Source organism: Pseudomonas kilonensis (assembly GCF_001269885.1).
GTDB classification, from domain to species: domain Bacteria; phylum Pseudomonadota; class Gammaproteobacteria; order Pseudomonadales; family Pseudomonadaceae; genus Aquipseudomonas; species Aquipseudomonas kilonensis.
The window spans coordinates 286,181-307,701 of record NZ_LHVH01000035.1; the positions used below are offsets into that span (position 1 = coordinate 286,181).

Annotated in this window: 23 protein-coding genes; 18 read left to right on the top strand and 5 right to left on the bottom strand. The window is 63.2% G+C overall.

Annotated elements, in window-relative coordinates; genetic code table 11:
- Positions 1-218: 218 nt before the first annotated feature.
- The gene (gene ilvD, locus AD662_RS26690) at positions 219-2,060 is read left to right on the top strand and encodes a dihydroxy-acid dehydratase (protein WP_018609449.1); all 1,842 of its coding nucleotides are present in this window, start codon (positions 219-221) and stop codon (positions 2,058-2,060) included.
- Between the two features lie 154 nt (positions 2,061-2,214).
- Here the strand turns inward: ilvD and AD662_RS26695 are convergent, their stop codons facing one another.
- Positions 2,215-3,270, bottom strand: a complete 1,056-nt coding sequence (locus AD662_RS26695) for an HAD family hydrolase (protein WP_014340698.1) — start codon at positions 3,268-3,270, stop codon at positions 2,215-2,217.
- A 243-nt stretch (positions 3,271-3,513) separates the two neighbouring features.
- Between AD662_RS26695 and AD662_RS26700 the strand changes: the two genes are divergently transcribed.
- Positions 3,514-4,905 (top strand): L-cystine transporter, encoded by a 1,392-nt coding sequence (locus AD662_RS26700; RefSeq protein WP_053190090.1) that lies wholly within the window; start codon positions 3,514-3,516, stop codon positions 4,903-4,905.
- A gap of 134 nt (positions 4,906-5,039) precedes the next feature.
- Here the strand turns inward: AD662_RS26700 and AD662_RS26705 are convergent, their stop codons facing one another.
- On the bottom strand, positions 5,040-5,552 hold the full coding sequence (locus AD662_RS26705; RefSeq protein WP_053182773.1) for a dihydrofolate reductase: 513 nt from the start codon (positions 5,550-5,552) through the stop codon (positions 5,040-5,042).
- A gap of 86 nt (positions 5,553-5,638) precedes the next feature.
- Between AD662_RS26705 and AD662_RS26710 the strand changes: the two genes are divergently transcribed.
- Positions 5,639-7,006 (top strand): DUF2868 domain-containing protein, encoded by a 1,368-nt coding sequence (locus tag AD662_RS26710; protein WP_053190029.1) that lies wholly within the window; start codon positions 5,639-5,641, stop codon positions 7,004-7,006.
- Positions 6,999-8,372 (top strand): GTPase/DUF3482 domain-containing protein, encoded by a 1,374-nt coding sequence (locus AD662_RS26715; protein ID WP_053190030.1) that lies wholly within the window; start codon positions 6,999-7,001, stop codon positions 8,370-8,372. The genes AD662_RS26710 and AD662_RS26715 overlap by 8 nt, the downstream gene beginning before the upstream one ends.
- A gap of 143 nt (positions 8,373-8,515) precedes the next feature.
- Here the strand turns inward: AD662_RS26715 and AD662_RS26720 are convergent, their stop codons facing one another.
- Together AD662_RS26720 and AD662_RS26725 are read right to left on the bottom strand one after the other, a co-directional pair.
- The gene (locus AD662_RS26720) at positions 8,516-9,007 is read right to left on the bottom strand and encodes a 2-thiouracil desulfurase family protein (protein ID WP_053182783.1); all 492 of its coding nucleotides are present in this window, start codon (positions 9,005-9,007) and stop codon (positions 8,516-8,518) included.
- Between the two features lie 2 nt (positions 9,008-9,009).
- Positions 9,010-9,642, bottom strand: coding sequence for a 2OG-Fe(II) oxygenase (locus AD662_RS26725; protein WP_053182786.1), 633 nt, complete (start codon positions 9,640-9,642; stop codon positions 9,010-9,012).
- Between the two features lie 153 nt (positions 9,643-9,795).
- Between AD662_RS26725 and AD662_RS26730 the strand changes: the two genes are divergently transcribed.
- Positions 9,796-10,539 (top strand): DUF2059 domain-containing protein, encoded by a 744-nt coding sequence (locus AD662_RS26730; RefSeq protein WP_053182789.1) that lies wholly within the window; start codon positions 9,796-9,798, stop codon positions 10,537-10,539.
- A gap of 129 nt (positions 10,540-10,668) precedes the next feature.
- On the opposite strand, the gene bipL is transcribed toward AD662_RS26730, so the two are convergent.
- Positions 10,669-11,616 (bottom strand): phospholipase BipL, encoded by a 948-nt coding sequence (bipL, locus tag AD662_RS26735; protein WP_053182792.1) that lies wholly within the window; start codon positions 11,614-11,616, stop codon positions 10,669-10,671.
- Positions 11,617-11,724: 108 nt separating this feature from the next.
- Between bipL and AD662_RS26740 the strand changes: the two genes are divergently transcribed.
- The 13 genes from AD662_RS26740 to AD662_RS26800 all read left to right on the top strand — a co-directional run bounded on the left by AD662_RS26740 (position 11,725) and on the right by AD662_RS26800 (position 21,439).
- Positions 11,725-12,300 (top strand): DUF6436 domain-containing protein, encoded by a 576-nt coding sequence (locus AD662_RS26740; protein ID WP_018610791.1) that lies wholly within the window; start codon positions 11,725-11,727, stop codon positions 12,298-12,300.
- A 404-nt stretch (positions 12,301-12,704) separates the two neighbouring features.
- On the top strand, positions 12,705-13,628 hold the full coding sequence (locus AD662_RS26745) for a sigma 54-interacting transcriptional regulator (protein WP_018610792.1): 924 nt from the start codon (positions 12,705-12,707) through the stop codon (positions 13,626-13,628).
- Positions 13,629-13,721: 93 nt separating this feature from the next.
- On the top strand, positions 13,722-13,931 hold the full coding sequence (locus AD662_RS26750; protein WP_003206573.1) for a type III secretion system major pilin HrpA: 210 nt from the start codon (positions 13,722-13,724) through the stop codon (positions 13,929-13,931).
- 181 nt (positions 13,932-14,112) lie between these two features.
- Positions 14,113-14,901 carry a harpin HrpZ family protein gene (locus AD662_RS26755; RefSeq protein ID WP_248842556.1) on the top strand — a complete coding sequence of 263 codons (789 nt, stop codon included), beginning with the start codon at positions 14,113-14,115 and terminating at the stop codon, positions 14,899-14,901.
- Positions 14,902-14,953: 52 nt separating this feature from the next.
- Positions 14,954-15,328, top strand: coding sequence for a type III secretion system inner rod subunit SctI (gene sctI / locus AD662_RS26760; protein ID WP_018610797.1), 375 nt, complete (start codon positions 14,954-14,956; stop codon positions 15,326-15,328).
- Positions 15,329-15,342: 14 nt separating this feature from the next.
- Positions 15,343-16,230: a type III secretion system inner membrane ring lipoprotein SctJ gene (sctJ, locus tag AD662_RS26765; protein WP_053190032.1), complete on the top strand. Its 888-nt coding sequence runs from the start codon at positions 15,343-15,345 to the stop codon at positions 16,228-16,230.
- Positions 16,227-16,817 carry a hypothetical protein gene (locus AD662_RS26770; RefSeq protein WP_053182805.1) on the top strand — a complete coding sequence of 197 codons (591 nt, stop codon included), beginning with the start codon at positions 16,227-16,229 and terminating at the stop codon, positions 16,815-16,817. The genes sctJ and AD662_RS26770 overlap by 4 nt, the downstream gene beginning before the upstream one ends.
- Positions 16,795-17,388: a type III secretion system stator protein SctL gene (gene sctL, locus AD662_RS26775; protein ID WP_053190033.1), complete on the top strand. Its 594-nt coding sequence runs from the start codon at positions 16,795-16,797 to the stop codon at positions 17,386-17,388. Before AD662_RS26770 ends, sctL begins: the two co-directional genes overlap by 23 nt.
- Positions 17,389-18,058: 670 nt before the next feature.
- On the top strand, positions 18,059-18,283 hold the full coding sequence (locus AD662_RS26780; RefSeq protein ID WP_024618899.1) for a type III secretion protein: 225 nt from the start codon (positions 18,059-18,061) through the stop codon (positions 18,281-18,283).
- On the top strand, positions 18,270-18,707 hold the full coding sequence (locus AD662_RS26785; protein WP_053190034.1) for a type III secretion system chaperone: 438 nt from the start codon (positions 18,270-18,272) through the stop codon (positions 18,705-18,707). Before AD662_RS26780 ends, AD662_RS26785 begins: the two co-directional genes overlap by 14 nt.
- A complete protein-coding gene (sctC, locus tag AD662_RS26790) occupies positions 18,700-20,850 on the top strand; it encodes a type III secretion system outer membrane ring subunit SctC (RefSeq protein WP_053190035.1) in 2,151 nt (716 codons plus the stop codon). The genes AD662_RS26785 and sctC overlap by 8 nt, the downstream gene beginning before the upstream one ends.
- Positions 20,847-21,056 (top strand): HrpT family type III secretion system protein, encoded by a 210-nt coding sequence (hrpT, locus tag AD662_RS26795; RefSeq protein WP_024619913.1) that lies wholly within the window; start codon positions 20,847-20,849, stop codon positions 21,054-21,056. Before sctC ends, hrpT begins: the two co-directional genes overlap by 4 nt.
- A 5-nt stretch (positions 21,057-21,061) precedes the next feature.
- Positions 21,062-21,439: a hypothetical protein gene (locus AD662_RS26800; RefSeq protein WP_014340718.1), complete on the top strand. Its 378-nt coding sequence runs from the start codon at positions 21,062-21,064 to the stop codon at positions 21,437-21,439.
- The last annotated feature ends 82 nt before the right edge of the window (positions 21,440-21,521 follow it).

A 21,521-nucleotide genomic window follows, 5' to 3' on the forward strand; every position in this document is an offset into this window, starting at 1 on the left:
TGCGTCATTTCATCCTGGCGCCAGCGGTGTAGAATCGCGTCATTCATCGCCATTCATCCCCGGCGGGTTTATGAGCTCATGCTGAGGCGCGCAGTGATCCTGCAAAGTCATCAGCCACTTGCGGACACACGGCCAAACCCGGGTGCTCCAGACGTCGACAGAAGCTCACTTCCCCATTGATACCTGATAAGTACCTGATTAGCCGCCCGGAGTGCTCCATGCCTGATTACCGCTCGAAAACATCCACCCATGGCCGCAACATGGCCGGCGCCCGTGCCTTGTGGCGCGCCACGGGGATGAAGGATGACGACTTCAAGAAGCCGATCATCGCCATTGCCAACTCCTTCACCCAGTTCGTACCGGGCCACGTCCACCTCAAGGACCTCGGCCAGCTGGTTGCCCGGGAAATCGAGCGCGCTGGCGGCGTTGCCAAGGAATTCAACACCATCGCCGTGGACGACGGCATCGCCATGGGCCACGACGGCATGCTCTATTCGCTGCCGAGCCGCGAGATCATCGCCGACTCCGTCGAGTACATGGTCAACGCCCATTGCGCCGACGCCATCGTGTGCATCTCCAACTGCGACAAGATCACCCCGGGCATGCTCATGGCCGCCCTGCGCCTGAACATCCCGGTGATCTTCGTCTCCGGCGGCCCGATGGAAGCCGGCAAGACCAAGCTCGCCAGCCACGGCCTCGACCTGGTCGACGCCATGGTCATCGCCGCCGACTCCAGCGCCTCTGACGAGAAGGTCGCCGAGTACGAGCGCAGCGCCTGCCCGACCTGCGGTTCGTGCTCCGGCATGTTCACCGCCAACTCGATGAACTGCCTGACCGAAGCCCTGGGCCTGGCCCTGCCGGGCAACGGTTCGACCCTGGCCACCCACAGCGATCGCGAACAGCTGTTCCTGCAGGCCGGCCGGACCATCGTCGAGCTGTGCAAGCGCTACTACGGTGAGAACGACGAGTCGGTGTTGCCACGCAACATCGCCAACTTCAAGGCGTTCGAAAACGCCATGACCCTGGACATCGCCATGGGCGGTTCCACCAACACCATCCTGCACTTGCTGGCCGCTGCCCAGGAAGCCGAGATCGATTTCGACCTGCGCGACATCGACCGCCTGTCCCGTCACGTGCCACAACTGTGCAAGGTCGCGCCGAACATCCAGAAGTACCACATGGAAGACGTGCACCGTGCCGGCGGGATCTTCAGCATCCTCGGTTCCCTGGCCCGTGGCGGCCTGTTGCACACCGACCTGCCGACCGTGCACAGCAAGACCATGGCCGAAGGCATCGCCAAGTGGGACATCACCCAGACCACCGACGAGGCCGTGCATCACTTCTTCAAGGCCGGCCCGGCGGGCATCCCGACGCAAACCGCGTTCAGCCAGTCGACCCGTTGGGAAACCCTGGACGACGACCGTGAAAACGGCTGCATCCGCAGCGTCGAGCACGCGTACTCCCAAGAGGGCGGCCTGGCCGTGCTGTACGGCAACATCGCCCTGGATGGCTGCGTGGTGAAAACCGCCGGCGTCGATGAGTCGATCCATGTGTTCGAAGGCAACGCGAAGATTTTCGAAAGCCAGGACAGCGCCGTGCGCGGCATCCTCGCTGACGAAGTGAAGGCCGGCGACATCGTGATCATTCGCTACGAAGGTCCGAAAGGCGGCCCGGGCATGCAGGAAATGCTCTACCCAACCTCCTACCTGAAGTCCAAGGGCCTGGGCAAAGCCTGCGCCCTGCTGACCGATGGCCGGTTCTCCGGCGGTACCTCGGGCCTGTCCATCGGCCACGCTTCGCCAGAGGCTGCGGCGGGCGGCGCCATCGGCCTGGTGCGCGATGGCGACAAGGTCCTGATCGACATTCCGAACCGCTCGATCAACCTGTTGGTCAGCGACGAAGAACTGGCCGGGCGCCGCGTCGAACAGGACAACAAGGGCTGGAAACCGGTGGAAGTACGTCCACGCAAAGTCACCACGGCCCTCAAGGCCTACGCCCTGCTCGCCACCAGCGCCGACAAGGGCGCGGTGCGGAACAAGGCGATGCTTGACGGCTTGTAAGCGCTGCAACCGCCCATAAAAAAGCCCCGCCAAGTGCGGGGCTGATCGTTCCCACGCTCTGCGTGGGGATGCCGCAAGGGACGCTCTGCGTCCAGTGACGCGGAGCGTCACGGTATGCATTCCCACGCAGAGCGTGGGAACGATCATTACCGGCTTACTGGATGTCTTCAGGTTTGACGATCACCCAGTTCTTGTCCGCCGTCACCGGCAGTCCTTCCTTGGCCTGGGCCGCGGCGTGCTTGGCCATCATGCCGTTAATCTGGGTCATGTACTTGTCCTTGCGGTTGACCCACAAGTGAATGCCGCCCTTGGCCACATCCACATCGTGGAACAGCATGTAGCCGTCACTGCTCGGCGTGTCACCCGCCACCAGCACCGGTTTTTTCCATTCATCGATGTACGTCAGGATCGCCGCGTGCTTGCCGGCCATCCAGGTCGCCGGGGTCCACAGGTAAGGCGTGTACTCCAGGCCGAGGTTGGCCTTCTCGTCATATTTGCCGTTGGTGATCTGCTTGCGCGCGGTGGTCAGTTCGCCGGTCTTGCGGTCCTTGAGCAGCGTGGTCACACCGATCACGTTCTGCGGCTTGAGGTTGTAGCCGTACTTCGGATCGGAGGCGACCATACGCACCAGTTCTTCGGAAGCGGCGGTCATGACATAGACCTCGATGCCGTTTTCCATCAGCTTGTTGTACAGCTCAGCCTGGCCGGTGAAGATTTTCGGCGGGTTGACGTTGTACTGGACCACCTTGTCGCCATCGTAATAGGTGGTCGGCACCGGCTTGCCGGACGCCATCAGCTCGTCGACATAGCCCTTGAGCTCCTTGAGGGTAAAGCCGGAGAACACCTGGGCCACCCATGGGTAGCAGACCATGTCATCCACTTCGCACAGGCGGTAGTAGTAGCTGAACAGGCTTTCCTTGTGATCGGCGGTGTCCTTGAACGGCATCAGCTTCAAGGATGGGTCCAGGGTTTCCCGGGTGATGAGGCCCTTGTTCTCCATGAACGGCAGCAACGACTCTTCCAGATCGTAGCGGTAACTGGTGTTGTCCATGTCGAACACCGCGTAGTTACCCTTGTTGGCGTTGGCCGCGATCATCGTCTCCAGGGCCTTGGCTTGTTCCGCCGGCCAGTGTTTGAGATCGGTGGCGAGTGCCTGGCCAGCGAGACCAAGACTCAAGGCGACAGCGAGAAAACGAGGTGCGAGCTTCATCGGCATTTCTCCCGGGTTCAAAAGAACTCGACGCTAACAAATGCTTGTGACAGTCCTCGCCTACCCGCGACCGCTTGCGTCTTGATAGCGCCAGCGACATATCCGTAAACGCCGCTGCCATATTCCATAAACGACAATCTACATGCGTTTTTAGTATTAATTCATTAGTTATCAGGCTGTTAGGCTTCCCGACTCACAGTCGCGGCTTCGGGCGACTGGCACGTCTTATCGGAGTCTCTTTTGATAAATCTGCCGCTGTTCCTCAATCTTCTGGTGTTCCTCGCCTTGCTGTTCGGCCTGGCACAAACCCGTCACCGCACCTGGAGCCTGGCCAAGAAAGTGCTGCTGGCATTGGTACTGGGCGTGGTGTTCGGTCTCGCCTTGCACACGATTTACGGCGCCGGCAACCCGGTACTCAAGGCCTCGATCGGCTGGTTCGACCTGGTGGGCAACGGCTACGTGCAGTTGCTGCAAATGATCGTGATCCCGTTGGTCTTCGCCTCGATCCTCAGCGCCGTGGCCCGCCTGCATAACGCCTCGTCCCTGGGCAAGATCAGCTTCCTGACCATCGGCACGCTGCTGTTCACCACTGCCATCGCCGCGCTGATCGGCATTGGCCTGACCAACCTGTTCGGCCTCACCGCCGAAGGCCTGGTGGCCGGCACCCAGGAACTGGCGCGCCTGCAAGTGATCCAGAGCGACTACGCCGGCAAGGTCGCCGACCTGAACATCCCGCAATTACTGCTTTCGTTCATCCCACAGAACCCCTTTGCCGACCTGGCCCGGGCCAAGCCGACCTCGATCATCAGCGTGGTGATTTTCGCCGCGTTCCTCGGGGTCGCGGCGTTGCAGTTGCTCAAGGACGACGTGGAGAAAGGCCAGAAAGTGATCAACGCCATCGACACCCTGCAAAGCTGGGTGACGCGCCTGGTGCGCCTGGTGATGAAGCTGACGCCGTACGGTGTACTGGCGCTGATGACCAAGGTGGTGGCCGGTTCCAACCTGCAGGACATCATCAAGCTCGGCAGTTTTGTCGTGGTGTCGTACCTGGGGCTGGGCCTGATGTTCGTGGTCCATGGCCTGCTGGTGTCCGCTGCCGGGATCAACCCGTTGCGCTTTTTCCGCAAGATCTGGCCGGTGCTGACCTTCGCCTTCACCAGCCGCTCCAGCGCGGCCACCATCCCATTGAGTATCGAAGCCCAGACCAGCCGCCTCGGCATTCCACGGGCGATTGCCAGCTTCAGCGCCTCGTTCGGCGCCACCATCGGCCAGAACGGTTGTGCCGGCCTTTATCCGGCCATGCTGGCGGTGATGGTCGCGCCGACGGTGGGCATCAACCCGCTGGATCCGGTGTGGATCGCGACGCTGGTGGCGATCGTGACGTTGAGTTCGGCCGGGGTGGCCGGGGTCGGTGGCGGTGCGACGTTCGCCGCGCTGATCGTGCTGCCGGCCATGGGCTTGCCGGTCTCGCTGGTCGCCTTGCTGATTTCCGTCGAACCGCTGATCGACATGGGCCGTACGGCGTTGAACGTCAGCGGCTCGATCACCGCCGGGGCGATTACCAGCCAGGTGATGCAGCAGACTGACAAGGCGTTGCTCGATGCGCAGGAGCATGGGGAGCTGGTGCACGCTTGATTGCCCTGATACCTGTGGGAGCAAAGCTTGTGGGAGCAAGGCTTGCCCGCGATGAAAGCGACGCGGTATTCCATGGATCGAGGCGCCCGGATCGCGGGCAAGCCTTGCTCCCACAAGCTTTGCTCCCACAGGGCTTACAGCTTCTCCCACACCTCAAAGCTGTAGGCCGGCTTGTCCCCTTCAGCCGGGTTCGGCTGGTTCGAAACCAGCGTCCACTGGCTCGAATCGAACTCAGGAAACCACGCGTCACCCTCAGGGCTCAGCGCCACGCGGGTCAGGTACAGTCGATCCGCCTGCCCCAGGGCCTGGGCGTACAGTTGGGCGCCGCCGATCAACATCAACTCGTCGACGCCCTGCTCCAGTGCCCACGCCTCGGCCCGCACCACCGCAGCCTCCAGGGTGGAAAACACTTCTGCGCCCTCCAGCACCAGGCCCGACTGGCGACTGACCACGATGTTCAGGCGTCCCGGCAGCGGTCGACCGAGGGAATCCCAGGTCTTGCGCCCCATGATGATCGGCTTGCCCAGGGTGGTGGCCTTGAAGTATTTGAAATCCCCCGGCAGGTGCCAGGGCATGCTGTTGTCGACGCCGATCACACGGTTTTCACCGAGGGCTGCGATCAGGCTTAAGGGGAGAGTTTTGTTCATGGCCGCGAGGATACCAGAGGCTCGGCGTACCCCGACAGGCATCACAGCGGTTATGCTCAACCCTCATTCGAGCAACGGAAGCACTCGTGACAGTACTGCAGAACCTCTGGTTGACCGAGACAATACGCCTGCGTGAAGAACACGCCGGCCCGCTCGAGGACCAGGAAGCCAATCGCCTGGCCCGTGCGGCCGGCGGCGACTTGGCCACGCGCATCCGCCACCGCGCCCGCTGGCTGGCCGAACGCGATGGCCTCACCGAGGCCCTGCGCCATTGGCTGCAAGGGGCGCGCCTGGCGCTGGTCGCATTGGCGTTGCTCGCTATCATCAGCGGCGCCGGCCTGGGCTTTGCCGCACTCGGCGACGGGCAAACGCCGGTCAATGTCTTCTGGGCCTTGGGCAGTCTGTTGGGGCTGAACCTGATCCTGCTCAGCGGCTGGGCCCTGGGCCTGATGTTCGCTGGCGAGCAAGGTGCCACGCTGGGACGCCTGTGGCTGTGGCTCAGCGAAAAACTCGCCCGCGACGCCAAGGCCGCCCAGCTGGCACCGGCCCTGCTGCTGTTGCTGCAACGGCACAAACTCAATCGCTGGGCCCTCGGCGTGTTGGTCAATGGTCTGTGGCTGCTGGCGATGCTCAGTGCGCTGGTCATCGTCCTGCTGCTGATGGCGACCCGGCGCTATGGCTTCGTCTGGGAAACCACCCTCCTGGGCGGCGAGACCTTCGTCGCCATGACCCAGGCCCTCGGCGCGCTGCCGGCGCTGCTGGGCTTCAGCGTGCCAACGGTGGACATGATCCGCGCCAGTGGCGACGCCGCTCTGAACATCGAAAGCGCCCGCCAGGCCTGGGCCGCCTGGCTGGTCGGCGTACTGCTGGTCTATGGCCTGTTGCCGCGCCTGGGCCTGGCGCTGCTGTGCCTGTGGCGCTGGCGGCGCGGCCGCGCCTCCCTGCGCCTGGACTTGAACCTGCCGGGCTACGCCCAATTGCGTGAACGGCTGATGCCCAGCAGCGAGCGACTGGGCGTCAACGACGCCGCCCCCGCGCAATTGCATCCCATCGAAAATACTGTCAGTGCAATGGACAGCGACGGCGCGCTGCTGGTGGCAATCGAACTGGACGATCGACCCTGGCCGCCCAAGCTGCCCGAAACCGTGAAAAGCGCCGGCATCCTCGACAGCCGCGAGTCGCGCCACAAACTCCTCGAACAACTGTCGCGCTTTCCGCCGGCACGCCTGGCGATTGCCTGCGACCCACGCCGTTCACCGGATCGCGGCAGCCTGGCACTGATCGCCGAACTGGCCCGCAGCGCCAGTGCCACCCGCATCTGGCTGTTGCAGGCGCCGCCCGGCGAAGCGCTGGACGCCGAGCGCCTGGGCGACTGGCACACCGCGCTGCAACAGTTGCAGTTGCCCTTCGCCGACTGCATACCCTTGAACTGGCTGGAGACCGGCCATGACTGAACCCATCAAGCCGCTGAAGCTGGCGGTGGTCGGCCACACCAATGTCGGCAAGACCTCGCTGCTGCGTACCTTGACCCGCGACGTCGGCTTCGGCGAAGTGTCCCATCGCCCGAGCACCACCCGGCATGTCGAGGGTGCGCGCCTGTCGGTGGATGGCGAAGCGCTGCTGGAGCTGTACGACACGCCGGGCCTGGAGGACGCCATCGCCCTGCTCGATTACCTCGAGCGCCTGGAGCGTCCGGGCGAACGCCTGGACGGCCCGGCGCGCCTGACCCGTTTCCTTGAGGGCAGCGAGGCGCGGCAACGCTTCGAACAGGAAGCCAAAGTGCTGCGGCAACTGCTCGCCAGCGACGCCGGGCTTTATGTGATCGACGCCCGGGAGCCGGTGCTGGCCAAGTACCGCGATGAATTGGAAGTCCTCGCCAGTTGTGGCAAGCCGCTGCTGCCGGTGTTGAATTTCGTCAGCAGCGCCCACCATCGCGAGCCCGACTGGCGCGAAGCCCTGGCGCGATTGGGGCTGCACGCCCTGGTACGCTTTGACAGCGTCGCCCCACCCGAGGACGGCGAGCGACGCCTGTATGAGAGCCTCGCGCTGTTGCTGGAAAGCGCCCGTGGGCAACTGGAACGCCTGGTCGCCGACCAACAGGCCCAACGCCTGGCCCGCCAGCAGAGCGCGGCGCGCTTGATCGCCGAACTGCTGATCGACTGCGCCGCCTGCCGACGCAGCGTCGCCAGCGACACCGAACTGGAACGCGAAGCCATTAGCGAACTGCGCAGCGCAGTGCGTCAGCGCGAGCAGCGCTGCGTCGAGGCCCTGCTCAAGCTCTACGCGTTCCGTCCCCAGGACGCCGCCGCCAGCGATCTGCCGCTGCTCGACGGGCGCTGGGGCGATGACCTGTTCAACCCCGAGACCCTCAAGCAACTGGGCGTACGCGTCGGCGGCGGGATCGCGGCGGGCGCAGCGGCCGGGGCCGGCGTGGATTTGCTGGTGGGCGGCCTGACCCTTGGCGCCGCCGCCCTGGCCGGGGCCATTGTCGGTGGCACCCTGCAAACCGCCCGCAGCTACGGCAGCCGGCTGATGGGCAAACTCAAGGGGCAACGGGAGTTGACGGTGGACGACAGCGTGCTGCGCCTGTTGGCCCTGCGCCAACGCCAACTGCTGCAAGCCCTCAACCAGCGCGGCCATGCGGCGCTGGACAGCATCCGCATCGCCACGCCCCAGGACAAGACCTGGCGCGAGGGCAAGCTGCCCGAAGCCTTGAACAAGGCGCGGGCGCACCCGCAATGGTCATCCCTGAATACTCAACCGCGATTGAGCCAGGCAGAACGCCAGGAGCTGATTGAGCAGTTGGCTGAGCAGCTATAACCCCTGCAACAAGAGACTTTGTGGGAGCAAGGCTTGCCCGCGATGAAATCGATGCGGTCCTTCAGAGACCGAGGCGTCTGTATCGCGGGCAAGCCTTGCTCCCACAGAGAGTTCCTTGCCGCTGAGAACTGCGCGGCTCAAGGTTACTCGCTGTTCAAGGCCTTGAGGGCCGCCGCCGCTTCAGGCAACTCCAGCTCACTGAACACCTTCACGCCATGGCGCTTGAGCAACGCCGCCGTCACGCCTTCGCCGCTGACCTTCACACCGCTGAACGTTCCGTCATAGGTCAACAGGTTGCCGCACGACGGGCTGTTGGCCTTGAGCACGGCGATGCGGATGCCGTGTTCACGCACCCGTTCCAGCGCTTGATAGGCGCCTGACAGGAACTGCGCACTCACCTCTTCGCCATCGGTGGTGATGACCGCTGCCTGGCCGTCGAGCACTTGCCCGCCCTGCCCGCCAGGAATCTCCGCCGCCGCCCGAGGCGTAGGCAAGCCGCCGGCGACTTCCGGGCACAGCGGCACGATCCGGCCTTCGTCGAGCCACTGCTGAAGTTGATCGAACGGCCCGCTGGCACCGCCGTCGTAACGCACGCGATGCCCGAGCAGGCAGCGACTGACCAGGATCTTTTCCATCGTCAGAACAACTCGTTGCCGCGACGGCGGAACCAACCGGTCAAGGACAGGCGATCTCGCGTGGCCGGCAGTACTTCGTGGGGGATGTCCCCCGACAGGAACACCACCAGGCAACCGCCAATGGGCACCACGTCCTGCTCCAGGTTTTCGTCCAGGTACATGCGCAACTGGCCGCCGTGTTCCGGCAACCAGTCGTCATTAAGGTAGAGCACCGCCGACACCATGCGGCGGTCGTCATCGCGGAAGCGGTCGACGTGCTTGAGGTAAAACGCGCCGGGTGGGTAGAGGGCAAAGTGACTTTCGAAGTCTTCCAGGCCCAGGAACAACCCGCGATTCATCGCTTCGCGCAGGCTGTCCATCAGCCCCAGGTAATGGTCGCAGGCTTGCGCCTGGCCGGCTTCGATCCACTGGATGTGATCACCCCGGATCCCTTCGCGGATCTCCGAGAACGGCCCGCGCCCGACCGCTGCCGGGGCCAGTTCGCCCTCGGCGGCGCGCTGGCGGCATTCGGCCGCCAAGGCGCGGGTCAGCGCCTCCGGCAGGAAGAGGTTCTGCTGCGACCAGCCGCGCTCGGCCAAGTCGTCGACGATACGTAACAGCAGCGGGTGATCAGAAGGTATTTGCATGGCGCGCATAGTATGCCTGTGCCTGCAAAACCGACAGCGCCACGCAGCGGGTTCGCTGTGTCGGTTCGCTGCGTCAAATTGCACCGCCGTACGAACTTGATACGAATTCTCGACAAGACCCCACACCCCACGGAGAATAGTCGGCTGCTGACAGGAGTCCCTATGCGCCGTTTGCTTTTCTCACTGTTGATGTTCTGCGTTTTGCCCGCCTGGGCAGACAGCTACGACCAGTTGTACAAGGTCGCCGGCTGGCCGGAACAGCGCGCGCATTTCAGTGATGCCTTGAGCGCCGCCCAGCAGCGCTATCAGAGCAGCCTGCCGCCGGCGGTGTTCCAGGCGCTGGTGAACAACAGCAATCAACGTTTCGCCCCCCGGGCCATGGACCAGCGGGCCGAGGCGCAAATGCGCAAGAATCTGCGTGACCCTCAGCCGGCCCTGAGCTTCTTCCAATCGCCTTTGGGCCGCAAAGTCGTGGCAGCTGAGTTGCTGGCGACCCGGCGTGATCAATTGGCGAAAAACGCCAAGGGCCTGCCGAAGATGCCAGCCAGCGACAACCGCCTGTTGATCATCGGCCACCTGGCCCAGGCCCTGCCCGCCCGCGAGGCCGGCGCCGAGGTCAGCCTGGCGATCGCTGGCGTGGCGGCCGACAGCCTGAGTTCGATGATCCCGGGGCTCTTGGGGGCCGGCCAGGCCCAGGGCATGTTGAATGGACAACGCCAACGGTTAATGGAACAGATCGGCGCGGACCTGAACAACACGCTGTTGTACGTCTACCGTGACCTCACGGATACCGAGCTGGAAGAATTCGCCACCTTCGCCGAATCGACCGAGGGCCAGGCTTATTATCAAGCGGCCCTGGCGGCGATTCGGGCGGGGTTGGCGGTGGGGCAGAATCTCGGGCAGTAGCTCTTCAGTGTCCTTGAGACCGCTATCGCGAGCAGGCTCGCTCCCACAGGGTATTTGGATGAACTCAGGTTTTGTGATCGATTAAGATCCAGTGTGGGAGCGAGCCTGCTCGCGATAGCAATAGCCCAGTCACCGCCGGATCCTGCTCATCCGCTTGCTCAAGAACCCAAACATCTCCTGCCGCATCGCCAGCGCCTCGTTCGCCAGGTGATGCCGCCCTTCAGGCAACATCAACACCTGCGGCCGGTCGAACTTGCTGCGCAGCACTTGCAGGTTGTGCGCCCAATCCACCGTCATGTCCGCCTGTCCCTGCACGATCAATGGCTGGCGCGGGCTGCTCGGGGCGGCTTCGATACGCTTGATCCATTGCCCCAGCGCGCCCACCCACGCGGTGGGCAGGCGCAGCGGTTGCAACGGATCGGCTTGCAGGAATGACAGGAATTGCGGGTCGGTAGAGTTCTCGCTGAAACGCCGGGCAATACCGGTCACGAAGGGCTTGAGCAGGTAATAACTCAAGCGCGACCAGCCCCAGGCCCGCGGCCGCACCAACGGTGACAGCAGGATGACCTGCCCCTGGGCCGGGCTCTGCGCGCCCTGGTTGAGCACGTGATCGACGACGATCGCCCCGCCGGTGCTTTGCCCACACAGATGCCAGGGTTGCGGCAGGTCCAGCGTCCCGGCCTCGGCCAACAGGCCTTGCAGCGCGGCCTGGTATTCGGCGAAATCCTCGATGCTGGCGCGTTCGCCACTGGACAGGCCATGGCCCGGCAGGTCACAGGCGATCACCGCGAATTTCTGCTCCAGGGCCCATTCGATCAAGTGCCGGTACAGCCCCATGTGATCGTAGTAGCCGTGGAACACAAACAAGGTCGCCACGGCTTTTTCCGGCCACCAGACCTGGCTGACCAACTCATACCCACCCACCTCGAAACGCCCCAATCCCTTGCGCACGCTGCGCTGGGGAAAGTCCAGGCCATAGAACCGCTGGTAGGCCTGGGCTTGCTCGGACAGGGCTTGCCACTGGGCCAGCGGTTGCAGGCTGGCACGCAGGAGATCGGGGTCGAAAGTGGCAGGCATCAAGATTTCCAGGCATAGGCGCATCGCGCGAAACAGACTTTGTAGGCCTGCGATATTCATCTGTCGCGGCAGGCATGGCAAGCTACGCGGCCTCAGAGGATCGACTCCATGCGCCCGTCCCACCGCACGACCTTGCTCGCCAGCCTGCTCGCCCTCGGATGCGCCGTCGTATTGTGGATGGCCTATGACTGGTTCCAAGGCCGTTTCCTGCGGGCTTTCAGCCAACACACCGTGGTGTTTTCCGGCGACCCGCTGCGCCTGCCTGCCGATCTGGCCGGCCCCGGCGCCATTCGCCTGGTGCATTTCTGGGACCCGGCGTGCCCGTGCAACGTCGGCAACCAACAACACCTTGCCGAGCTGGTCGATAAATATGTGCCGCAAGGCGTCGAGTTTTATGCGGTACAAAAAGCCGGCAGCCAAGGTCGGCTGCCGGCCACGTTGAGCCACTTGAAAACCCTCCCGACGCTCCCCGGCTCGAGCCAGATTCCCGCCAGCCCGGCCGTGGCGATCTGGGATCGCAGCGGCAAACTGGCGTACTTCGGCCCCTACAGCGAAGGCCTGACCTGCAACTCGAGCAACAGCTTCATCGAGCCGATTCTCGAGGCATTGAGTGCCGGCCGGGAAGTTGATGCGACTCACACATTAGCGGTGGGCTGTTATTGCCCATGGTCGGTTTCAAACTGACGAATTAACTACAACACGTATTGCCAACCGCCTCTAGGCTGATGCCACTAAGTTATGCCGAGTGTTTGCTTTTAGAGTTCTTGCTCAAAGTAAGGGCCTGGGCTGAACCGTTTGTCGGATCCAATTTTTCCAAACGACGCCATTACCGATCCTTTTCGGCCTGTGCCCCATGCCAGACGGCTTGTGCAGGGCATTTGAGCCCGGCTGACCGTTTAGCTGAATCGATTAACAGCGGCGGTGCCAGCATGAACTTTTTTTTAATCTCTTCTCTAAACCTCGTGACCAGCAAAATGTTCATTACCCGTGCAGTCGCGCGGCGGCGCTAACTAGAGGAAGTGTCACACGCCTTTTCATCGTTCAACTTGTCGACCCTTCTAACCAAACAAGAAATGGAATCGTCAGTGATGCAAAAGCTGCTATGCGCTGCACTTTCCAATCCCTATAAAGAAGATGCCCTCAACCTCGAGGCGTTCGTCCAAAGCGTCGCTCCGCTGATGATCGACGTGTTGCTGCGCGGCGAGACGGGTACCGGTAAAGACACGCTGGCAGAAAAGATCCATCGCATGTCCGGCTGCTCCGGCAAGTTCGTTGCCATCAACTGCGCCGCCATTCCCGAAAGCCTCGCCGAGAGCCAGCTTTTCGGGGCCAACACCGGCGCGTTTACCGGGGCCAGCCAAAATCGCGCGGGGTTCGTCGAAGCCGCGCATAACGGCACGCTGTACCTGGACGAAATCGACAGCATGCCGTTGACTCTGCAAGCCAAACTGCTGCGGGTCCTGGAATCCAGGACGGTCCAGCGCCTGGGCTCGACCCAGAACATCCCGGTGAACATGCGGGTGATCGCCTCCGCCCAGTGCCCGCTGGGAGAAATGGTCGAACGTGGCGAATTTCGCCGGGACCTTTATTTTCGCCTGAACATCATCAGCCTCAAGCTGCCCCCACTGCGCAGCCGCAAGGAGCGCATCGTGCCGCTGTTCCAGTCGCTGGTGCGCCGGGAGGCCCAGGCACTCGACCGGCCCTACGTCGCGCCGTCGCCAGCACTGTTGCGCCAACTGCTCGGCTACGCCTGGCCAGGCAACATCCGCGAACTGCAGTCCGCCGCCAAGCGATACGTGCTCGGCTTGCCGGCACTGCCCCGCGCCGAGCAACTGGAACACAACAGCTCGACGCTCAAGTTGAAAGAACACCTGCAGCAGTTCGAAAAAATCCTCATCGAGGACTGCATGCGCCGCCACCATCACTGCATCGACAAGGTCATCGCCGAACTGGGTATCGCCCGGCGCACGCTGTATTACCGGATGAAGTGCCTGCAAATATCGACGAGTTGAGTGGGATTGGTGGAACCGTTTACACAACGGTCGCCACTTAACCATCGAGACGTTCACGATCGTCTCGCCATTCCACAACCCGGAGATACGACTATGAGTTTTGGTGGAGCTTCTCTCGCCGCTTCCACGGCTGCCATGCAGCAGATGGACGCGACCTCGGCTGCGATGACAACCATGAAATCCCAATTCGACCAGAAAAAACTGGTCGCCGACACCATGAACGCAATCGCGGCAGGGTCGATGGACACCGCAACCAAAGCCATTACCGCCATGGGGGAAGCCTCGAAAAACATACGATTCTGACCTCTCGCTGCAGCCCCGCTCCGGCGGGGTAACCTCAAGCGCGATGCGAGGAGGCCCTATGCACATCGACTTGCCAGACAGCCTTCGAGCTCTCAGAGACCTGTCCCATGACGAGCCCACGCTGCGTCCTGCACCGACTCCACCAGGCCTGCACTTGGCGCTGCATGGAGCCGGCGACCGGTTGAGGGAGTCGCTCGTCCAGTGGGGCAACGAAAAGGGTTCGACGGGCGGACAGTCCCGGTCTGGCTGGCCGAGCCCCCAGGACAGATTTGCCGCAGAGACCGAAGACCCTTTGCGCCTGGTGCTGGAAGACATCCTGGAAGAGATCAACAGCGGCACCGGCTCCAATCTCGACGTCGATATCGATGACGCCTATTCCAACGAAGACCTGTTCAACGATCTGGCGCAGATGTTCGCCCATCGTCGGCAGCCCATCGGTGACAACGATGTCGACAGCCAAAGCGATTTCGGCAGCGCCAACAACCCCTTCTGTGGCGCGCTGTTCGGCGCCTGGGAGATGGAGGGCGACCACGCCACGCGGCGCAGTCGTCATGACGCGAGCCTGTCGCTGCTGCTCAAGATCATCGCGGTCCTGGGCCGCAGGAAACTGCTGACGCTGCTGGACATCGACGAAGGCGACGGGCAGGCGCGGTATGAACCGGACGACCAGGACCTGTTGTTCGAGATCGCCGCCTTCATGGACCAGCACCCGGCGCGCTATCCCCCACCGGCGACCCTCGACGCAGAACGCTGGACATGGACCGAACGCATTGCCCGTGGCACAGCGCTGGATGCTCGCGAAACCCGGTTGTTCCAGCTTGCCCTGGAAGAGCTGGACTTCGCCCTCGCCCGCCTGGCCGGCCAGCAGCCCCCGCTGCGCCAGCGTGCCCGGCGCAACCGGGAGGAAATCGAGTTTCACCTGAGCGTCACCGGTAGCGCTCGCAACGTCTTGAGGCTGATGTGCGCCTGAAGGCACCCGACCTTTGAGTTTTCAAACCGACCTTTGAAACAGGAGACATTCCGTGGACATACACGCCATCGACCCCAGCAACCTCGCCTCCACTTCCGCCAAAACGAGCGCCAGGCCACAAGCGAGCGCCGAGACCAGTGATGTCAGTTGGTTCAACGCACAAATGCGCGAAAAAGCCCCCGCCCCGGACAGCGAAAACAACGTCGCGGCACGCATCATTGACTCGCTGTCGAGCCGCTCCGGTGAACTGCAGCGCCTGGACGACCGCGCCAACCGAGACATGCTCAAGGCTATCCGCACCGCCGACCCGCAGGACATGTTGCAGTCGAACCGCTCACTGTCGTCCTTCCACCTGGAAAGCCTGATGACCGCGAAAGTGGTCAGCAAAGGCTCCCAGGCCATCGAGAAGCTCACCAATCTTCAGTAAAGGGAAGGCCGGTCATGTCCATGCGCGCGTTCTCAACACTGTTGCTGTGCCTGCTGCTCACCGGTTGCGACGAACAGACGGCGTTGCACAGCCATCTTTCCGAGCAGGATGCCAACGAAGTGATCGCCGAGCTGGCGAACAAGAACGTGGAGGCGAGCAAGCAAGTCGACAAAGAGGGGCTGACCGTGCTGGTCGAGCCTGCCGACATGAACAGCGCCGTCCAGGTACTCGAAGCCGCTGGCCTGCCGCGTCGCTCACGTTCCAGCCTGGGGGAGATCTTCCGCAAGGAAGGGGTCATTTCCACGCCGATGGAAGAGCGTGCCCGCTACATCTATGCGCTGTCCCAGGAGCTCGAATCGACGCTGTCACAAATAGATGGCGTGGTGCTCGCCCGGGTCCATGTGGTCCTGCCGGAACGGGTGGCCCCGGGTGAGCCGGTCCAGCCCGCATCGGCCTCGGTGTTTATCAAGCACACCAATGCCCTGGACCCCGACAGCATTACCCCGCGCGTGCGCAATCTGGTCGCCAGTGGGATTCCCGGCATGGCCGACGCCACCCAGAACCCGACCAAGTTATCGGTGGTTTTCGTTCCCGCCGCGCCGTATCAGGAACGGCGCAAGATGGCGTATTTCGGACCGTTCCTCATGCAGGCCGATGAAATCGGCTATTGGCGAGCGGTGACCGTGACGGTAAGCATCACCTTGCTCGCCATCCTGATGGGTGTCTTGTATGGACTCTACCGGCTATGGCGTCAGGGCGTGTTGGTGCTGCCACGTTTTCTCGACCACTCGCTCGCCAAGCCAGCCGGGGCGCCGACCGCCCCCCAAAGCAGCGCGACACCCGGGCTGTTCGCCGTGAAAAACCCGGGGACCAAACCCGACAGTAACGGGACCGCCGCATGACGGCGGAGATTGCATGGGTTCGCTGGTGGAGCCTCGCGTGGCGCGAAGCAGACCGGGGCTGGTATTCGTCGGCGCTTTGCCTGCTGACCGCGCCACAGATCGACACCCTCGCCCGGGGGCAGCATGCCGCGCTTGCCCGCAGCTTCGGGATGACGCCGTGCACGCCCCCCCAACCCAGCCCGACGCTGCAATCGCTGTTCTGCGGCACGCCCCGGACCTTGGCCCTTGCCTGCGAATTGGTGGCGAGTACTTGCGCGCCGTTAACGGCAACACAGGCACTCTCGGCGCAGGACCGGGCCTGGTGCGAGCGCACCGCCAAAGCCCTGCGCCCAGGGCACTGGCTCGAACAAGACCAGGACCCACTCGCGCTGCTGCACGCCTGGTTGGGCGAACGGGCTTGGGAACGGGCACGCCTGGCGTTCCCACGCGACAGAATCATCGCCATCGAATCAGCACCCGCCCCTCAACCGCCAGCCGCCAAGCTGAACACGCTTTGGCAGTCCGCCTGCTGGAAGGCTGAGCAAAGCCTGGCACCCTCGGCCCCTATCCAAACGGAGAGACACGATGCTCGCTCGGCGTTCGCTTGAACTGCGCCCCGATGGCCAAGGCCTGTCGCAGCCCTACATCGCGCGCGAAACCCTGGTTGATTGTGCCCGCGCACAGGTCATCCTCGAACAGGCCCAGGTGCAAGCTGCACAATTGCTTGAACGCGCCAGCGCAGAGGCGGACGCGACCGTGCTCGAGGCTCAAGCACAATTTTGGGAAAAGGCCGAAACCTTGCTCGCCGCGTGGGAATCCCAGCGCCAAGCCATGTGGGAGCGGATCGAGACGAGTGCCGCACACGTGGTCAACGAGGCGCTGGGGACGCTGTTGAACGAGGTCCCGGAGCAGGCACGCATCGATGCACTCGTCCGCCAACTGGCGTCGCGCCAGGACGACCCGGTCAGCGCCACCCTTCACTGTCATCCTGAAGACCTGGCAAACCTGACCCAGAGCCTGGGCACCGACAGCCGACGCCCCTGGACGCCGGTGGCCGATGCCGACATGGAACGACATCAACTGAAGCTGGAAACGCCAGGCGGCACATACCTGCTCGACTGGCCCACCGCCGTCGAAGCCCTACGCCTGCCCGAACCACAACACATCACCGCAAGCTGACCCACCGCTTTCGCGAGCAAGCCCGCTCCCACAAATGGATCGAAGTACGACCAGAAGAACTAGGTCGGCTACTAGGCCGCCTCGCGAGCAAGCTTTGCTCCCACAGGTCCTGCTCAAACATATCTGATGGGTGTACGACCGGGAGAGCCAGGTCGGCTACTAGGCCGCCTCGCGAGCAAGCTTTGCTCCCACAGGTCCTGCTCAAACATATCTGATGGGTGTACGACCGGGAGAGCCAGGTCGGCTACTAGGCCGCCTCGCGGTGGACGTTGATCTCGGGCGCCCCGTTAACCACGATGGCCGAACGCAGGCATTGTGGAGTGGGCAACCCGGCATGGATGCCGGGTTAGCCGCGCTGGGCCATGGATGGCCCTTCGCGGCGGGCCCACGGAGCAATGCCGGAGTGAGGGCACACCGAGCCTAGGCGAGGTGCCAAGTGGTGGGGCAAGAGCGTTTTGCTTACTTTTGCGCTTCTCAAAAGTGAGCCGCCGTCAGGGCGGAACCCTAAGCAGCCGTTACCGCAGCAACGGATATGTACCCGGTCAAAGAAATCCTGTCCGGATACTAAGGCCACCATCACCCCGTCAGTTTTTTTCCTCATTTACGCGGAACCGCCAACGGCATAACCACCACTCACATCGTGAATATGCCCAGCCCAGAGGAACCGCCCATGTCTTCCACCGATGCCGTCCAGCGCCGCCTCGACACCTACTTCCAACGCGCGACCGACAACGTCAACAACGCTGCGATGAACGCGGCAGAAAGTCAGTCGCTCGACGACATGCACTCCTTCGTGACCAGCATGAACGGCATGTCCGTCGCGGTGAACGCCGCCACTCAACAGACCACCGCCCATCACAACCTCGCCAAGGCGATCATCGATGCAATGCCATGAGCTGCGCACACAGCTCACCCGCTGGAACGCCGACGTCGATGGTCCGGAGCACTTCACCGTTGTCATCGACGATGGCGAAGCAACGTTCAGCAAACTCGACGAAGGCCTGCTGGCATCGGTCGAGCTGACGGTTCCGGTGACCCATGAGGTGGCCCTGGAAGACCTGCTTCGGCTGGCGCACCCAAGCCTCTCGCGATTTCCCGGTGCGCTGGCCCGTTCACCACAAGACGGGCGGTTGTGGCTGCTGGCGCAAGTGCCGCTGGACGGGCACATCGACGACTTGATCGAGGTGCTCGAAGCACTGCTCAACCAGCGTGACACCTGGCAATCCATGCTCAATAAAAACCAACGTGCCGTTGCCGCGCCCGTGGCGCGACGCCTCTCGCACGCTCACTTGCTCGGAACAGGAATCCGTCATGCCTAACAGGTGGCTCACACCGTACCGCTTGATGACCGCAGGCAAGGTACACCTTCGCCAGTTGATCGAACGCCGCGGGGCGAAACCTTCGCTGGTCGCACTGGCATTGGCCGGCGCGCTTGGCGCTGGCATGCCGGCAGAGGCGGCCATACCGACCGACTGGAAGAATACGCCTTACGCCTACGACGCCCAGAGCACACCGCTGGCCAAGGTACTCGGCGACTTTGCCAATACCTTTGCGGTGCAGCTGGTGATCGACGGCACGGTGAAAGGCACCGTCGACGGGCGGATGCGCGCCGAAAGTCCCCAGGCGTTCCTCGACAGGCTTGGTCTGGAAAATCGCTTCCAGTGGTTCATGTACGGCAACACCTTGTACGTCAGCCCCTTGCAGAACCAGGACTCCACGCGCCTGGAAGTGTCCGCCGATGCCGTGCCGGACATGAAGCAGGCCTTGACCGACATCGGCCTGCTGGATCCGCGTTTCGGCTGGGGCGAGTTACCCGACGAAGGCGTGGTCCTGGTCTCCGGCCCGGAGCGCTACGTGCGCCTGGTGGCGCAATTTGCCGAAGTGCGCAAGACCCCCGAAGAGAAGCAGGAGGTGATCAGTTTCCCGCTGCGCTATGCCACCGCCGCCGACCGCAACGTCAAGTACCGCGGCGAAACACTGGTCATTCCCGGGGTCGCCAGCATCCTGAAAGGTTTGCTGGAGAGCCGCAGCGCCGTGTCCGGGGGCATGCAAACGGCCTCGCCCCAGGCATCGTTCCAGAACATGCAGAACCAGCAATCCATGACCATGGGTAACATCGAGCAGTTGGCACTCAACGGCATAGGGCGTCCGAACACCAGCCGTGTACCGTCCGGCGCGAACAGCGGTGCAGGCGGCCGGGGCAAAATCCGCGTCGAAGCCGATGTGCGCAACAACGCGGTGCTCATCTACGACGCGCCCAAGCGACGGGAAATCTACACGCCGCTGATTCGCGATGTGGACGTGCCGCGCAAGCTGGTGGAAATCGATGCGATCATCCTCGACATCGACCGCACGCAACTGGCCGAGCTGGCCTCGAACTGGAACGTCGAGAGCGGCGATCTGATCGGTGGAGCGTCGATGATTCGTCCCGGCGCCAGCTCGACGGTGTTCATTCAGGACTACGGTGATTTTTCCGCGCAACTGCGGGCCCTGGAGGGCCGTGGCCTGGCCTCGGTGGTGGCGAACCCATCGGTACTGACCCTGGAGAACCAGCCGGCGGTCATCGACTTCAGCCGGACCGAGTACATCTCGGCCATCGGCGAGCGCGTAGCCACCATCGAGCCCATCACGGCAGGCACCAGCTTGCAGGTCGTGCCCCATGCCATCGAGACCGGGGGCCGCAACCAGATCCAGATGTCCCTGGACATAGAGGACGGCCGCATCGAACCCTCGGAAGTCGGCCAGCAGACACCCAGCGTGCGCCGGGGCGTGGTCAGCACTCAGGCTGTCATGGGGGAAAGCCGGTCGTTGGTGGTCGGCGGTTTTCATACCGAAGAGACCGGCGATAACCTCGAACGGGTGCCGTGGCTGGGTCGCATCCCGCTGATCGGGCCGCTGCTGTTTTCCTCGACCACGCGCGAGACCAGTCGCCGCGAACGGGTCTTCATCCTGACGCCTCGCCTGATCGGTGACCAGGTCGACCCGGCCCGCTACATCTCCGCCCTTGACCGCGAACAGGTCGACAGCGCCATGGCCCGCCTGGAAGAGCGTCGCAACGGCACCCGCCCCGTCGGTCGTGTCGAGGTCAGCGACGTGCTCGCCCAACTCGCCGACGGCAACATTCCGGCCACGTTCAAGCAAGCGGCGTCGATTCCTTATTCACCCGACACATTGTGCGCGTTGCAACCCGGGCTATCGCTGGACGCTGCTCGGGCCCAATGGTTCGCCGGCCCCGATTACGGCATCGCCGTGGGCGTGATACGCAACGACGATCAGCGGCGCTTGCGTTTCGACGAGGCAAGCTGCGGCAGCCGCTGGGCCCTGGCCACCTCCGCCTGGCCGAAGGTGTGGCTTGAGCCCGGCGAGGAAACGGAAGTGTTCGTGGTCATGAAACAACCCACGCGCACGCCAGGCGGCGAGCGCCCTTCTCTTCTGCAAACCAGCGCAAGGACCCTGCCATGAGTCGCACGCCACTGCTGCTCGTTTTATTGCTCAGCCTGCCGGTGTTCGCCGGCTGCGCGAACCGCTCGGGCTGCCAGGGCGATGCCTGCAGCCGCGCCGAACCGGATAACGGTCGGCTGGTGATCTGGTGGTCACCCGGCATGCGCGGCGGCCTTGGCTCCCCCGAACACCCACTGGACCATACGGTCGTCCCATTGGAGAACTGAACGCTATGTCTTTTTCAGTACACAGCGTAAGCACTCGCCAGGCCTTCCAGAAGAACATCATCGCCGGCATCGCGACGTATTGGGAAATAGCCCCAGGCATTGAGTTCTGCCTGCGACGCGAGCCTCACAGCGTGGGGCTCGCCTTACAAATACAAAGCCAGGCGCTGCGCGCAAACCAGATCCAGCATGCCCTCGAACGGCGTTTCGCCCAGCCGACCGACTACGCACAGCTGTTCGTATTTCTCGATCCGCAGCGAGCACTCGTGGTCTGGCAGGCGCTGCCCGACGCGCCGCTATCCACTGAACTGCTCGATGAAATCCAGTCCCGGCAATTGTCGCTGCTGGGCCTGGAAGACCTCGACGATTACTCGGCCACGTATTGAGCGAAACACAACGAACTGTTTGGACCGGGAACATGGTGAACCTGTGGCGAGGGGATTTATCCCCGTTGGGCTGCGTAGCAGC

Coding starts and splice junctions, on each gene's coding strand:
- AD662_RS26715 (WP_053190030.1), top strand. CDS start 6,999: ATGACTGAACCCATCAAGCCGCTGAAGCTGGCGGTGGTCGGCCACACC.
- AD662_RS26695 (WP_014340698.1), bottom strand. CDS start 3,270: ATGAAGCTCGCACCTCGTTTTCTCGCTGTCGCCTTGAGTCTTGGTCTC.
- sctJ (WP_053190032.1), top strand. CDS start 15,343: ATGTCCATGCGCGCGTTCTCAACACTGTTGCTGTGCCTGCTGCTCACC.
- AD662_RS26785 (WP_053190034.1), top strand. CDS start 18,270: ATGCAATGCCATGAGCTGCGCACACAGCTCACCCGCTGGAACGCCGAC.
- AD662_RS26720 (WP_053182783.1), bottom strand. CDS start 9,007: ATGGAAAAGATCCTGGTCAGTCGCTGCCTGCTCGGGCATCGCGTGCGT.
- AD662_RS26800 (WP_014340718.1), top strand. CDS start 21,062: ATGTCTTTTTCAGTACACAGCGTAAGCACTCGCCAGGCCTTCCAGAAG.
- AD662_RS26750 (WP_003206573.1), top strand. CDS start 13,722: ATGAGTTTTGGTGGAGCTTCTCTCGCCGCTTCCACGGCTGCCATGCAG.
- AD662_RS26740 (WP_018610791.1), top strand. CDS start 11,725: ATGCGCCCGTCCCACCGCACGACCTTGCTCGCCAGCCTGCTCGCCCTC.
- AD662_RS26725 (WP_053182786.1), bottom strand. CDS start 9,642: ATGCGCGCCATGCAAATACCTTCTGATCACCCGCTGCTGTTACGTATC.
- sctC (WP_053190035.1), top strand. CDS start 18,700: ATGCCTAACAGGTGGCTCACACCGTACCGCTTGATGACCGCAGGCAAG.
- ilvD (WP_018609449.1), top strand. CDS start 219: ATGCCTGATTACCGCTCGAAAACATCCACCCATGGCCGCAACATGGCC.
- sctL (WP_053190033.1), top strand. CDS start 16,795: ATGCTCGCTCGGCGTTCGCTTGAACTGCGCCCCGATGGCCAAGGCCTG.
- AD662_RS26745 (WP_018610792.1), top strand. CDS start 12,705: ATGCAAAAGCTGCTATGCGCTGCACTTTCCAATCCCTATAAAGAAGAT.
- hrpT (WP_024619913.1), top strand. CDS start 20,847: ATGAGTCGCACGCCACTGCTGCTCGTTTTATTGCTCAGCCTGCCGGTG.
- bipL (WP_053182792.1), bottom strand. CDS start 11,616: ATGCCTGCCACTTTCGACCCCGATCTCCTGCGTGCCAGCCTGCAACCG.
- AD662_RS26780 (WP_024618899.1), top strand. CDS start 18,059: ATGTCTTCCACCGATGCCGTCCAGCGCCGCCTCGACACCTACTTCCAA.
- AD662_RS26705 (WP_053182773.1), bottom strand. CDS start 5,552: ATGAACAAAACTCTCCCCTTAAGCCTGATCGCAGCCCTCGGTGAAAAC.
- AD662_RS26770 (WP_053182805.1), top strand. CDS start 16,227: ATGACGGCGGAGATTGCATGGGTTCGCTGGTGGAGCCTCGCGTGGCGC.
- AD662_RS26730 (WP_053182789.1), top strand. CDS start 9,796: ATGCGCCGTTTGCTTTTCTCACTGTTGATGTTCTGCGTTTTGCCCGCC.